Below are 14,577 nucleotides of genomic sequence, written 5' to 3'. Positions count from 1 at the left end.
ATGCAATATACTACCAAAAAAATTTGGTAAAAATCAGCATTGTCAGAATTTACTAGTAAACGGTGCTAATTGTGAATTTGATTATAGATCTTCTTGAAAAGAGAACAAAAGGCAGTGTTTTCAAGGTTAATTTAAACTGATTACACGTAGATCAATGCAGAAATTACCTAACCCGATCGTATAGTTATGGGGTGCTTGGGTGGACTGTTTTCAGGAATCAATGGTCAACGTGTGAAGGGCATTTGGCGCGCAGGAATTCGCTGCGTTAATATGCCTTGTCCATGTCTTTGGTGCGGGTGGCAACGTAGCCACGTAAGAACGAAACGAAATGAGCGGAGTTGTAAACGAGCTCAACCAAGCGACCAGTCAATTTAACTCGAACAAGCCTGGTCCCACGAATTGTCAGAGCCGGTTGGAGTAGGGTAAAGGGGGAATCGACGGATAGGATCGGGTATGATAAAAACGTCAAAAGCCGCTCTGATGGGCGGCTTTTGACGTTTTTGGTGATTCGGCTGGGATTCGAACCCAGGACCCATACATTAAAAGTGTATTGCTCTACCAGCTGAGCTACCAAATCATTTCCCTCGTAGCAAACAGGTCGTTGTCGTTTGGGAATGCAAAAGTAGGAGTTTGTTTTTCTAAACGCAAGAACTTGCCTAAAAAAAAGTTAGCTGCTGCGTCAATTTTATGGCTTCGACCGCTTCCCGAACATCATGAACGCGTAGGATAGACGCCCCTTTCATGAGGGCGATCGTGTTCAGAACAGTGGTCCCGTTCAGGGCTTCATCCGCGCTGATTTTCAGAGTTTTCCAAATGGTGGTTTTGCGGGACAAACCGACGAGTAAAGGTTCATCGAAAAGGTCGAAGGCATCGAGCTGATTGAGTAGAAAAAAATTTTGCTCAGGCGTCTTCGCAAAGCCAAAACCGGGGTCGATAAGCACATCTTTTTGGCCCAAAGCCCGTAACGCAGCCAGTCGAACGGCCAGCTCGTCGAGCAGATCAGTCACGAGATTCTGATAGGTCGTCATGGACTGCATGGTCGCGGGGGTTCCGCGCATGTGCATGAGTACGTAGGGTACACCAAGCGTCGCCACGGTGTCAAACATGGCTGGATCAAGGGTGCCACCGCCCACATCATTGACGAGCACTGCCCCTGCGTCTACTGCCTGGCGGGCAACCGACGCGCGGAACGTATCCACCGACAGCAGGGCATCCGGAAAACTTGCCAGAATCGCTTCGATGACGGGCAGGACGCGGTCTGATTCTTCATCGGGACTAACCTCGGCGGCTCCGGGCCGGGTCGAGTAGCCACCAATATCCAGAAACGTTGCGCCATCGGCCAGCATTTTCTGTGCAGTATCGACCGTTTTTTCGAGCGAAATCCGGCTTCCGGCAAAGAAGGAATCGGGCGTACTATTCAGGATACCCATCACGACGGGCGTTTCCAGCGAAACAAGTCGCCCCCGGCAGTTTAGTGTTTTTTTCGTAACTTTCGGCATAAAAGTAGGCGATAGTCGCCAGTGACCCGCTTCAATGCACAGCGCAAACTCACTGGCACCAGTCGACTCGTGAGTGAGGACTATGCAACATACGGAAACCGAATATCGGCACGTCATTCAACGCTGCAAAGATTTATTCCTGAAAAAAAATAAAGATTACGGCACGGCCTGGCGAATTCTGCGTCTACCCAGCATTACCGATCAGATTTACATCAAAGCGCAACGTATTCGTACCTTGCAGGAAACGGGCGTGAGTCGCGTGGGTGAAGGGATTGAACCTGAATTCGTTGGCATCATCAATTACTGTGTCATGGCCCTTATCCAGGTGCAGCTGCATGATGATCCGCGTACCGATATTCCGACCGATGAACTCGAACGACTGTATGATAAACAGGTTGGTCAGGTCATCGAATTATTGTTTGCCAAGAATCACGATTACGGGGAAGCCTGGCGCGAAATGCGTATTAGCTCCATGACCGATATTATTCTGATGAAACTGTTGCGGACCAAGCAGATCGAGGATAATCAGGGGAACACGCTGGTTTCGGAAGGTGTCGAAGCCAACTATATGGATATGATCAATTACGCCGTTTTTTGTTTGATAAAAAGTAACGCGGACGGTCCGACGTTGCTGTCGAAATCCTTATAAAAGAGACTGCACTGCGGGCTTTTTCCGCCTTACTCGCATGAATACAGCAACCCCTCCGCCCAAAATTAAAACGGGGACACCCCCCATGTTGATTGCCGCCCGGATCGCCCGGTTTCTGGTCGGTGCCATTTTTATCTTTTCGGGCCTGATCAAGCTCAACGATCCGGTTGGCACGCAGATCAAGTTTGAAGAATATTTTGAGGTTTTTGCGCAGGATGTCCCGTTTCTGCACGATTTCTTCATGGGGCTAGTACCCTTCACGCTGGCGATGTCGGTGCTGTTCTGCGCGGCCGAAATTATTCTGGGCGTGGCCTTGCTGGTTTCTTACAAACCCAAGGTTACAACCTGGCTGCTGTTTTTCCTGATTGTATTTTTTACGTTTCTGACCTTCTACTCGGCCTATTTCAACCGGGTGACCGACTGCGGCTGTTTCGGCGACGCCATTAAGCTAAAACCCTGGACTTCATTTAGTAAAGATGTTGTCCTGACGATTCTGATTCTGTTCATCATTGGGCATCGGAACCGGATAACACCCCGTAAAACGGGCTGGGTATTTGCGCTTACGGTCTTTCTGACGCTGGGATTAGGTATCTATGCAATTTCGTTCCTGCCGCCGATCGACATGCTACCCTATGCGGTTGGGAAGAGTGTGCCCGATCAGATGAAGCCCTCCGAGCCGCTACGCTACAAGTACGTTATGGAGAAAGATGGGAAAACGAGTGAGTACGAGCAGTATCCCACCGATCCGAGCTACAAGTTTAAGGAGATGGTATTGGTCAATGAGAATGCCAAGCCTAAAATTACCGATTACCGGGTCTGGAATGATGCCGGCGACTTTACCCCGCAGACATTCGAAGGCAATAAGCTGTTCATTATCGTCAAGAATATCAAGGACATCGATGCCGGTAGCCTGCCCGCCATCCGGTCGCTGGCCGAAGGCTTGAAAGGGTCCAGCGTAACCCCGTACATACTGACTTCGGCTGGTGATGACGAGATCAAAGCATTCCGCAAAGAGTTTCAGCTGGACAATATACCGTATTACAAAGCGGATGCGACTGTGCTAAAGACGATTATGCGGTCGAATCCGGGCACGTGGCTATTGAAAGACGGCGTTGTGCGCGGCAAATGGCATTATAATACGACGCCCGATGCCGCTGAAGTACTGGAACGGGTAAAATGAGTGAGTGAGTGAAAAACATTTTTTTTATTGGCATGCCCTCGTCCGGTAAGAGCACCCTGGGGAAGCGCGTGGCCGACGCATTGCATTATCGCTTTCTTGATACCGACAAGCAGATCGTTCGCGATGAGGGACGTTCCATTCCCGAGATTTTTGCAGAATCCGGAGAGGCTTATTTTCGTGAAGCTGAGCATCGTGTTTTGCGGACCATCCGGCCTGGCGACAATACGGTGGTATCGACCGGTGGCGGAATGCCCTGCTTTCACGATAACATGGCCTATATCAATGCAACCGGCATTTCTGTCTTTCTGGATGTGCCGGTTGAGATACTGGTTCGGCGGCTACTGGCTCACGCTACCGATGATCGACCACTGAACAATCCGAGCGACCCCAACCTGTTCGATACCTTGCAGCAGCGCTACAAGCACCGCCTGCAATTTTATAACCAGGCCGCGATCATTGTGGCGGGTGAGACGAACGAGGAGGAAGTGCTCCGCCGGATTGGTGTCTGGATGTAGAACCCTACGTAACAACAAAATCGGCAACGGATCAGGCCGTTTTCATACGCCTTGCCCGTTGCCGATTTTTAGTGCGGAAGCGTTCCGAGAGGACTGAGCGCTTTCATTGCTTATTTTCCGATGGTGATCTCTTTCTCCTTATAACCGCCCCGTGTTGACAGTAATTTTACCTTTGCTTTAACACGGCCCGGCTGGTTGAGTTTCACGCGGAAAGTGGCTTCCTTCTTCTCGCCGACGTTGGTGTAACCCGCGAAAATCGTTTTGTCGAACAGGGCCGGCTGCGTAATGATGACTTTTGCCTCGTTGAACCCTTTCAGCAGTTCCTTGTCAATGTCCAGCGTTACCCGGTCTTCCTGAACCATTTTAACGCGTTTTGCCTGTTCCAGCGCCACGGGTAGTTTGCCCGAATTGGTCCACGTAGCTTTGACTTCGTATTCGTTATCTGCCAACGCCTTCACCGTTACATCGGTCAGATCGATCTGGGGAAGCTCTTTCGCCATTGCCAAATTGAATTTCGACTGTTTGGAGATCCAGTTCTCCAGAATCCAGGCCGGACCATTCTGCGAGAAAAATTTCGGATTGAAGCCGCCAATCTCTACTTCGCCCAGTTGTGGATGCGTCATCTTGGACCAGAGCTTGAAGCCACGTTTACCGTTCGCTTCGTCGTCCCACATCAGCGCGTCGTATTCATCCCGGTCACCGTCGCCGTCGTAATCCTTCATAGCTCCGTTGTTCCAGAGCTCATCGCCGTACCAAACCGCCCCGTACTGAAAATAGCCAAAATCCGGTCCGTGCCCGAACAGGGGTTGTGGTTTCGACGGGTCGCCGGTTAGGCGGTTAACTTTATTGCGCGTATTGTACACCTCATAGACATCACCCGCCCACGGATAGCCCGTGAACGAGAGGCCCAGGCTGTCCATGCGTTTGTAAATAGCCTCGTCGGCGGGGAACATGCTTTCGGCACTGGCGGATGTGGACGGTGGGCGCAGGTGCATGGGTACGCTCGTATCCATTGAGTTCACGACCGTAATGTTGGGATGTCCCATCAGCCAGACGTAGGTGGCTCGGGTCTCGGGTTCGCTGAGCGGGTACTCACTGGCTCCCCCCTGCGTATACCCCCGACCCGTGAAATCGCCCCCCTGATCGGGACGCCAGTTTTCGGGATAGTTGCGGTGGTTATCCAAGCCACCAATGCCATCTTCGTTGTATTTGCCGTCGCCATCGTTGTCAATGCCTTCGGTATAGACTAGGTGGGTTCCGCGACCCGCCTGCACCCGTTTCATCAACCGGCCCGATTTATCTTTCGGATCGATGACGTAGTCCGCTTTTTCGAGATCGGCCTTGGTCGTCGCTTTTTTTCGGATTTGGTAGATAACGCCGTCGCCATCCAGATCGTCTTCGGAGTCTTCATCCATCAGCCCATCCCGGTCATTGTCATTCGGACGGAGGGAACTGCGGTTGCGTTGCGCCGTATACAAATACATAGTTGCGCCATCCGGATTATTTTCGGGGCGCAGGTAGATCGTCTTGGTGTCCAGTAGCTTCGTGATCGACGCATCTTTGCCATAGTTGTCCAGCAGGTGCTTGGCCAGCCAGAGTACCGCTTCGCTACTGGTCACCTCGCCACTGTGCCGACCGCCTTCAAAATAAGCAGCCGGTTTATCGGTGTGTTTGCCTGTTTTCTTGTTCGTCAGCGTCAATTGCAGAATGGGCCGCCCTTCGTAGCTCTTTGCCACTTCGTATAAGTCGACCAGGTTCGGGTATTGTTCAGCCCACTTGCGACACCAGCCATACATCACATCGGGTGCATGGTACGTATCGAAGGTGAGCGTCGATCCCATCTGGTATTGTACGTCCTTGAACGTATGCTTTTTGAAATAGCTGATGCCGTGTCGTTCGCCTTTTACGGTGTATACTTTACGGGCGGTGTCCTGCTCGGGCCATTTTTCTTCGGTGCCGTAATACGACTTTTGCGCGAATACGGTTGATAGCGTCAGGAGGGAAACGAGTACTGTACAATACGTTCTCATAGAAGGGTGATGGCAAAATAGGAGGAAGGTACGTGCGTTGCTGTGAACGGTCCGTTCGGTGAGCAATTTATAGAAGATTTTGTGTAGTGACGAGTTCGCCAATAGTCTGGTTGAATATTTTACTAAAATCAAAATAAAATAGAAGTAAAGTCATATTCTTTTTACCGTAAAATGGCGAGTCCACACCGGAATAGATGAACACCTATCCAGTGTGGACTCGCCACAGTGTTGTATTGATAATGACCAAAAATTCTAGTTGCCCATGCCGATCAGGAAACGTTTGGATACCGAGAAATTGGCGGCTTTGACCTGGATGATATACAGGCCCGGAGCCAGTCGGTTCAGTTCGATCGATTTCCGCTCATCGATCGCTGGTACGTAGATCGTCTCTACGGCCTGACCCGATGGCGTAAAGATTTGCACCACGGCATTCGTCAGATTCTCCTGCGTTTCCAGCGTAATGACTTTAGTTGGACTCGGGTTTGGGTAGATACTCAATCCCTGATTCGATTCATCGACGACAAAGTTTAACCGGGCTGAAGGGCTGGAAAAACAGGTAAGCGCCGAACTGTAGCGAATGAAAGCCTGGGAACTATAAGAACCCGACCGATTGGCTTTAATAGTAGCGGTCTGGGTGGCCAACGTATCCGAGTTCAGTACCCATCGGTAATAATCGCCTGGTATGGACCCCATCGCTTCGAGCGTATACGTACCTACCTGGGCTACCGATGGGGTGCTCGGTACGGGCTTCACATCGACCGCAATGGCCGTAGCCAGCGGGGATAAGCAACCGTTCGCATCACGAACCCGGGCCGAATAGGAACCCGATCGGTTTACCTGAATCGTTGAGATCGAGTCACCGGTCGTCCAGAACGGTTTCAAATTGCTGCTCGCGGTTAGTGTAATCTGACCGCCTTCACAGAAGACCGTTTGGCCATTGGCCGTTAGCGTGGGCGGATTCGGTAACGGATTCACCCGGATGCTGATGGCGTTGGAGGGAGCGGACAGGCAGTTGAACGCATTTAGCGTCCGGACCGTGTAGACACCCGACTGGTTCAGCGTAACCGCCCGCGACGTTTGTCCACCCGTCCACTGATAAGCCACATCGGCGGTTGAGGTAAGCGTTACCTGCTGATCAGCGCATAGGGTAGTGCTTCGGTTGGCGGTTACGACAGGCGTGGTTGGCAACGGATTCACGACCACCGCCAGCGACTGCGACTGGGGTGAGGTACACCCGTTCTGATCGGTAACGGCCACGGTATAAGCGCCTGCCGTCTGCACATCGATTACCCGATTCGTCTGCCCCGAATTCCACCTGTAGGAGTACCCGGCTACTTCATTTGCACTCAGGGTGGCGCTTCCGCCCTGGCAGAATGTCGTCGTATTCTGGGCGGTAACGGTTGGTGCCGCAGGCAATGGATTGACCCGCACCGATACGGTTCCAGAGACGAACGTACAGCCGCTCACATCACGATACTGGACCGAATAGTCACCGGCAGTCGATACGGTCAATTGCTGGCTGGTCGTGTTGTTGTTCCAGGTAAGGTTATTCGCATAATCAGTTCTCAGCGTAACACTGTTGCCCGCGCAAAGCGTTGTTTGACCGGATGCCTGAATCGTTGGGGCTGCAGCCACCCGAATGACGGGGGTGAACAGTACGTTGCCGGTTGCATCCTTCACTTTGGCCCGGTACTGACCCGCTCCCTTGCTGATCGACTGTGAAGATTCGCCGGAGTTCCAGGTGATCGACGAAAACGACCCGTTGACGGCAATCGCCAGTTGGTTCGTTCCGGAGCAGGAAACCGTGACCGTTGGCGACAGAACCGGTGGCTGGGGCTGGGCCGCGGCAAAGAAGGCGTCGTTCAGGCTGTTGTTCCAGGCGCTGGCCACTTCGAGAAGACCGTTGACGTCGAAGTGAACATCGTCAAAAACAGTACGTGGTGCGCGCTGGCGGGGAATCTGAATGCCATCCGTAGCGGGCCCGGCGAACACGTTGGAAACCGTCGCGATGATTTGATTTTGAGCCGCAATGATTCCTGGTCGTGTCCCCCTGGAATCGCCCGAATAGGAAACACGAGCCACGACCCAGGGAATGTTCTTCCCCGCTTCCTGCCGACTGCGATTGATGATATACTGTAAATTCGTAACGTAGCTGCTTTGGCTGGTATTATCGAAATTTTCGGCTTCTCCCTGTTGCCACAACACCGCCCGAACACCCAGCATGTTGGTGTAGAACTGAAGCGCAATGCGCAGGTTGGCGTACGGCTGGCCATTGGGATAATACAGCCCCTGCGAGTAAATACTTTCCGTACGGCCCGATTCTGCACTTTCCCGCCAGTTTATAACGGCGGTACCGATGTAGCCCGCGTTGAAAAATAGAATGGGTACGTTCAACCGTTGCGCCAGTAAATCACCCAATCGTCCCCATGACCAGCTACCGACCCCGCGCGGGGTTATGTTGCCACCCTGGTTAATGTGCGAAAACCGGTTGAGCACATCGTTCGGCGGATCATTGGGCGATTCGGAGGCATCAAAGTAGTTGACGCAGTTGATGCGATCATCGCTGGCACTCGCCATGTCATCGTAAACGCCCTGCGCATTTGACTGCCCGGCAACGACAAATACCTCCCCAATACCAACCCGTTCAACCGTCGTCGTACCCACTTGCTGATCGCCGTTGATGGCTCGTAGCTCCAGATTGTACCAGCCGCCTTTGGCCGTTAAATCACCCGAAAAGACTCCACCCGCGGGATTGTTTTGCAGGGTTACCCAATCGGTCGATGTACCCTGCCCATCGCGGGCCTGCACACGGGCATCGATCCGGGTTGCAGCTGTTGTGAAAAAACCATTGATGCGGATCGTCGCTTCGTTATTCGTATTTCGCTGAAAAACGGCCCGGCTGACCGGAAACGATACCTGAATCTGGGCGATTGCTAGAACAGGGGATAACCATACTAGTAAAAACCAATGCGTAACAAAAACTCGTTTCATAAATCGTAGTAAAATTCCGGATTGTGCGTTGCTGCTTATCAGGGAGCATTAAACGCTTCCTGTCATAAATCAGGTCTGTAGGTACTGCCAAAAACAGATCGGTTAAGGGCAGAATGGCCGCAGAAGGGTCACAAATCGTCGGGGAATCTGACAGAAAACGTTTTCATATAAGTTGAATAAAGCGGTTGTAATCGGTTAACGGAACTGTTCCAAGGACTGGAGAACCAACACCTCCAAAATGGAATAACAGTAGAAAGGGAGGGTATAGTATCTACTGATGAACTATTGTAATGAATCGGTTCGCCGAACAGCTCATTTAGCAGGTGAATACGTGTACTTAGTAGCTAAATAATCCTACGTTGATTTTTCTTTTCAGTTGACGACATGGTGAAAAATGGGGCTTCGGTCCAACCGTCATCAAATAAAGACTATTGATAAAGAGTTAGTTAACCAACATATCGGGACAGGATACGATTTGATTAACAACGTAAGGTAGCGGTGCGAACAAGACTGAAAAATGGAAAAATTATAAATTCTGCACGCGTAAGACGCGATGCGGAATACCACCGTTGTCAGCCATGAGTAGGACGATTCCGGGAAGATGCCAGTTCCAGCATTATCCAGCAAAAATAAAGGGCATTATGAAATAACCAATACGGTAACAGGTACGCTGCCGTAAAATTTACCTGAACGGTCCGACGAAGCTGTATAATCAGTCTGGTTGGGAGGGGAGCTTCTCCGGGTTGAAACTATGGCGTGACAGCCGATAAGTGATCCCGACGACCAGGTTGTTTTTTCCGGAAGCAGCTACCGGTGTGAAGACGCCCTGCTCAAACGTGGCCGCGCTATAGTTAGTCTGATTGACCCAGCCGATCTGAAAAATCAACTGCTGACTCAGCTGGTAACCGATGCCAGCATATAACCGGTTGCGTTCGAACGTGGGGCCAACGGGGTTCAGAAAGACTTCGTCATAGGCCGACAGAAACACGGTTTTGTCCGTAATAGTCCGGTGATTCAGCGGCACGAATGTATTCAACCGATAACGAATCCGATTCCTGAATGGGTGGCTGCCATCGCGGAATGTAAACCAGCGTTGCTCAATGCGGTAGCGATGCTCGAATTTCAGCCGGGACAGGTATTGGTTGATAATGAGCTGTTCCCAAAGGCGTTTTTCTGTGTTCAATGGACCATCCGACAGAGCCTGATAATCATAGGTTGCATAGCGTCCTCCGGCAACCATCAGCGTAAAATTCCGATCAAGATCATACGTGACTCCGCCTTTCAGTTCGTTGTAGAAAAACTGGTGCATGACCCCATTGCTCCGTGCCTGAATTTCGGCAAAACCACCCCATTTTTTCTCACCCGCTGGTAGCTGAACCGTACCGATGAGCCAGGTACCCCACGGTGTCGACGGTGTAAGCGATGTTTGCGCTGATGTGCGGTGAGAAATAAACGTAAACAGAGTGACTGTCAGGGCAAAAGCGAATGGGATGCGGTTCACAAGTACAAATTCATTACGATACCGCAAAAGTAGGTGATGTTAATAAGCCGTAAAGCCAGTAGTCTCATTCTTAACAATTTCGTAATCTGACCCCAAAGTTTTTTAACGATCGCGCCATCGTTCAGGGGCGAATCATACGAGGGACGTATTGACCGGCACAATCAGCTGCTTTACCGCTAATTGGTCATCGCGTGCAACGAAACCCCTTATTGCTGCGATATAGTAAAAAGACGCACGACTGCCAGCCATTTTTCTGGTCGTGACCGTCATCACCAGGTAAGGGGCTTCCCCGCAAAGACACCAGCATGAACGAACGTAAAAAACAAACACTTGACGTAGCCGGATTGGCGACCAGGCGTGGCATCGGTTTACCCATGCTCACCCTGCTGATCATGACATCGATGATCGCCTGCTCAAAAGACGCTGAAAACATTACTGCCGGCGGCACAACATCAACGACCGCGACAACGGGCAGCTCCGTACTTATCGACAGCACAACCACCTATGCCAGCACACCGGAAGGAAGTACCGTCACGGCGGCCAACGCGGACGATCTGCTGGCAAACTCAACCTTTTCGTCCACGGTAACGATTGGGTTCGGCAGTACGATAACCATTACCAATCCGATGGCGGCCAAAGGGGTGACGATCACCGAAGCCAACGGTGATGTTACCATCAATTCGACGGCGTCGGAAGTGGCGTACGTACTGACTGGCACGACAACCAACGGATCGGTGAAAGTATACAGCGACAAAAAGTTCAAGCTTACGCTAAACGGCGTCAACATCACGAATAATGACGGTCCGGCCATCAACATTCAGTCGGGCAAACGAGCTTTTCTGATCCTGGCGGACAACACGACCAATTCACTGACCGACGGCACCACGTATACCGCCAGCGGTACGGAGGATATGAAAGGAACGCTGTTTAGTGAAGGGCAACTGATCTTCAGCGGTACGGGTAGCCTGACCGTGAAGGGGAATAACAAACACGCCATTGCCAGCGATGACTACATCCGGCTGATCAGCGGAACCATCATCATCACCAGCGCGGCCTCGGATGGTATTCATACTAAAGACGCGTTCATTGCCGATGGGGGCACCGCAACAATGACGACGCTGGGCGACGGGATTCAGTGCGACGAAGGCTATGTGGTTATCAATAACGGAACTTTCACGATTAACGTAGTGGATAAAGGGCTGTCGGCATCGTACGATACGGACACGACAATTGATCCCTACATGACCATCAATGGGGGTACGATTACCATAAATTCCTCCGCTGGCGAAGGAATCGAAAGCAAAAGCATACTGACCATCAACGGCGGTACGATCACGGCCAAAGCGAAAGACGATGGCATCAATGCCGGTACGTTTATCTACATTAACGGCGGTATAATTTATGCCTATAGTACCTCCAATGATGGTATCGACTCCAACGGCAAGATCACCGTTACGGGTGGGAAAGTGGTATCTGTCGGCTCCACCGCGCCCGAAGAGGGCTTCGATTGTGACCGGAACACCTTTAAAATAACCGGCGGGTTTATGGTTGGCATCGGCGGGGCTACCAGCTCACCCACGGCGAGTGTGAGTACTCAGCCCTCGGTTATTCTGGGCGCTGGTACGGCCAATCAGCTGATCAATATACAATCGAGTGATGGTGCCGAAGTGTTGACGTTCCTCATTCCACGTTCGTACGCTACCATGTTGTTTTCGAGTCCAAAACTGAAATCGACCCAATCGTATAAGGTCTATACGGGAGGCAGCGTATCGAATGGAACGAATCTCAATGGATTGTACACGAGTGGTACGTATATGCTGGGAACGCAATCGAGTACGTTCACGACGAACGGTATGGTCACTAAAGTGGGTGGGAGTAACGGGCCGGGCTGATAGCCGGACTTGAACAGGTAGCGCACTCAGGATCAATCACTGATTCCCTGGCCCTGAGTGCGCTATCTGGATGAACTCATGAACCCGAAGGCGACCCCACGCCGGATTTGGCGACCGCAGTGAAACCGTGTCGGTTTCGATGACCCACTCTTGCCGGGTATCGTCAAAATAAACGCGTCGGATTTGTTCTGGTTGGAGCGTCGCCTGGAGGGGGGGCGCTTTTGTACTGGATTGATCACTGTAGACGCGGCCCTGTACAAGACGAATAATCCGATCCGCCAGAAACTGAACATCGGAATCGTGGTGGCTGACCAATAGTGTGGTCGTACCCCAGGTCTGGTGAAGGCGTAGCAGCAATTGCCGCAGCTGTTGACTGGCCTCCGGGTCGAGGGCGGCAAAGGGCTCATCGAGCAACAGCACGGCTGGACGGCGGACCAGGGCCCGCGCCAGCGCAACCCGCTGCTGCTGACCACCCGATAGAACGGTCGGTCTTTGGTTGACAAATGATTCCAGACCGGTTTCCTGAATCAGCGTATCGATAAGGTCGCGCTGATCGGCGGGGGCGGCAAACTGGATATTCTCACGGACGGTCATATTCGGGAACAGGGCCGTATCCTGAAAAACATACCCAATTGACCGTTTCTGCGGAGACAGATTGATCGACTGATCGGCATCGAACCAGTTCGTGCCATTCACCGCAATATGACCCCGCCGTGGTTTTTCCAGTCCGGCCAATACCCGCAGCAGCGTCGTTTTGCCCGACCCCGAAGGACCCGTCAGGGCGGTTAGACTACCCTGCACCAGCTCTAGGTTTAACTGAAGTTCCGTAGCGCCTTCGGCAAACAGGCGCGGTATGCTAATGTCGAGCTTGATCATACCGTCACGCGTTTGTTGATCCCATAAACGAGCAGCAGAATCAGGAACGAAACACCCAGCAGCAGTGCCGCATAGGCGTGTGCTGTCCGGAAATGCAGCAGTTCAACCTCATCATAAATGGCAATGGACGCCACGCGAGTCTGTCCCGGCAGGTTACCACCGATCATCAAAACCAGCCCAAATTCACCGATCGTGTGGGCAAATGACAGCACAATGCCGGTCAGTAAGGCGGGTTTGCAATTGGGCAGTAAGACTCGCCATAGGGTTCTGGCCGGTGACTGACCCAGTGTGTAGGCCGCTTCGCGCCAGGACGCGGGTAGATTTTCGAGGCCCGCCTGGATCGGATGCACCATGAACGGCAAACTATAGAGTAGCGAGGCAAAAACCAGCCCCTCGAACGAAAAAACCAATTGTACGTTGACCGTGTGAAGAAGCCATTCGCCCAGCCAGCTAGTCGGGCTGAAAGCCAGCAGCAGATAAAATCCGACAACCGAAGGCGGTAACACCAGTGGTAGACTGATGAACGTTTCAACCACGGGCTTGAGTCGAAACTGGCTCAGCGCCAGCCACCCCGCCAGTGGTACACCGATAAAGAGTAGAATAAGCGTGGTAATGCTGGCTAGTTCGAAGGTAAGCCAGATGGGTTCCCAGTCAATGGGCATATGCGAATGCAATCAGTTAAGTGGTGGGCAGCCGGTAGCCAAACCGCTGCAAAATACGCCGGGCGGCTGGGCTACGCAAAAACTGAACAAATTGTTGGGAGGCTTTTGGGTCAGTGGTTCGTTTCAGCACAACAACGCCCTGCGCAATGGGTGAATAGCCTTTGGGCGGTAACTCGATCCAATGACCCCGGTTTTTCAGGCTGGAATCCAGGACAACCGATTTGGCCGTAAAGCCAATTTCAGCAGCGCCTGATAAAATATACTGGTTGACCTGCGCAATGCTTTCGCCATTGACGATTTTGGGCTGAATCTTGTCCAGCAGGTTCGCTTGCTGAAGCAGTGCCATTGCTGCTTCGCCGTAGGGCGCTTTCGTCGGATTGGCCAGGGCAATGTGTCGAACGGAAGGGTTGAGAAGGACCTTCAAATCCGAAGAAAGCGGTAACTTACCCATTGTCCAGAGCACAAGCGTTCCGTACGCGTAAACCGTAGGCGCGTTTTGCGTCAGGCCTTCCTTGTGTAGTGTTTCCGGATACATCATATCCGCTGACAGAAACACATCATACGGGGCTCCCTGTTGAATCTGGGTAGTTAGTTTGCCGGAAGAACTGACAATGGACTCAACCGCAACGCCGGAATTCTTCTGAAAGGCGATGCGTAGTGGCTCCATGACAAACTGCGCATTTGCCGCCACCGCCACCCGAAGCTTTTGCGCCTGTAGACAGGTAGGCAGGAGTATAAAGAGAAGAACGATTTTTTTCATTTAGTTGCGATTGACGGCCTGG

General features: G+C 51.9%; 11 protein-coding genes and 1 tRNA gene. 4 read left to right on the top strand and 8 right to left on the bottom strand.

Going from position 1 to position 14,577, the window contains the following annotated elements:
* Positions 1-501: 501 nt before the first annotated feature.
* Positions 502-577 (bottom strand) — tRNA-Lys (locus GK091_RS16050).
* Positions 578-656: 79 nt separating this feature from the next.
* Positions 657-1,499, bottom strand: a complete 843-nt coding sequence (folP, locus tag GK091_RS16045) for a dihydropteroate synthase (protein WP_164040215.1) — start codon at positions 1,497-1,499, stop codon at positions 657-659.
* Between the two features lie 82 nt (positions 1,500-1,581).
* Between folP and GK091_RS16040 the strand changes: the two genes are divergently transcribed.
* The 3 genes from GK091_RS16040 to GK091_RS16030 are packed head-to-tail and all read left to right on the top strand — an operon-like array spanning position 1,582 to position 3,843.
* Positions 1,582-2,148 carry a DUF1599 domain-containing protein gene (locus tag GK091_RS16040; protein ID WP_164040213.1) on the top strand — a complete coding sequence of 189 codons (567 nt, stop codon included), beginning with the start codon at positions 1,582-1,584 and terminating at the stop codon, positions 2,146-2,148.
* A gap of 37 nt (positions 2,149-2,185) precedes the next feature.
* Entirely contained in the window at positions 2,186-3,328 is a 1,143-nt protein-coding gene (locus GK091_RS16035; RefSeq protein WP_164040211.1) for a BT_3928 family protein, read from the top strand.
* A gap of 8 nt (positions 3,329-3,336) precedes the next feature.
* A complete protein-coding gene (locus GK091_RS16030) occupies positions 3,337-3,843 on the top strand; it encodes a shikimate kinase (RefSeq protein ID WP_164040209.1) in 507 nt (168 codons plus the stop codon).
* A gap of 110 nt (positions 3,844-3,953) precedes the next feature.
* Here the strand turns inward: GK091_RS16030 and GK091_RS16025 are convergent, their stop codons facing one another.
* The 3 genes from GK091_RS16025 to GK091_RS16015 form a co-directional block, all read right to left on the bottom strand.
* A complete protein-coding gene (locus GK091_RS16025) occupies positions 3,954-5,873 on the bottom strand; it encodes a M14 family metallopeptidase (RefSeq protein WP_164040207.1) in 1,920 nt (639 codons plus the stop codon).
* Between the two features lie 252 nt (positions 5,874-6,125).
* Complete coding sequence (locus GK091_RS16020; protein ID WP_164040205.1) at positions 6,126-8,864, bottom strand: T9SS type A sorting domain-containing protein; 2,739 nt, start codon at positions 8,862-8,864, stop codon at positions 6,126-6,128.
* A gap of 712 nt (positions 8,865-9,576) precedes the next feature.
* Positions 9,577-10,365 (bottom strand): DUF2490 domain-containing protein, encoded by a 789-nt coding sequence (locus GK091_RS16015; RefSeq protein ID WP_164040203.1) that lies wholly within the window; start codon positions 10,363-10,365, stop codon positions 9,577-9,579.
* A gap of 305 nt (positions 10,366-10,670) precedes the next feature.
* On the opposite strand from GK091_RS16015, the gene GK091_RS16010 reads away from it, so the two are divergent.
* Positions 10,671-12,257 (top strand): carbohydrate-binding domain-containing protein, encoded by a 1,587-nt coding sequence (locus GK091_RS16010; RefSeq protein ID WP_164040201.1) that lies wholly within the window; start codon positions 10,671-10,673, stop codon positions 12,255-12,257.
* Between the two features lie 36 nt (positions 12,258-12,293).
* Here GK091_RS16010 and GK091_RS16005 read toward each other — a convergent pair whose 3' ends face one another.
* Genes GK091_RS16005 through modA form a run of 3 tightly spaced genes read right to left on the bottom strand, consistent with a single transcriptional unit; the run spans position 12,294 to position 14,555 of the window.
* Positions 12,294-13,133: an ATP-binding cassette domain-containing protein gene (locus GK091_RS16005; protein WP_164040199.1), complete on the bottom strand. Its 840-nt coding sequence runs from the start codon at positions 13,131-13,133 to the stop codon at positions 12,294-12,296.
* Positions 13,130-13,795 (bottom strand): molybdate ABC transporter permease subunit, encoded by a 666-nt coding sequence (gene modB / locus GK091_RS16000; protein WP_164040197.1) that lies wholly within the window; start codon positions 13,793-13,795, stop codon positions 13,130-13,132. The genes GK091_RS16005 and modB overlap by 4 nt, the downstream gene beginning before the upstream one ends.
* Positions 13,796-13,811: 16 nt before the next feature.
* Entirely contained in the window at positions 13,812-14,555 is a 744-nt protein-coding gene (gene modA / locus GK091_RS15995; protein WP_164040195.1) for a molybdate ABC transporter substrate-binding protein, read from the bottom strand.
* Positions 14,556-14,577 lie beyond the last annotated feature (22 nt).

The organism is Spirosoma agri (assembly GCF_010747415.1).
GTDB classification, from domain to species: domain Bacteria; phylum Bacteroidota; class Bacteroidia; order Cytophagales; family Spirosomataceae; genus Spirosoma; species Spirosoma agri.
The sequence above is the reverse complement of the archived record's forward strand: the minus strand, read 5'-3'. Positions and strand labels throughout refer to the sequence as shown.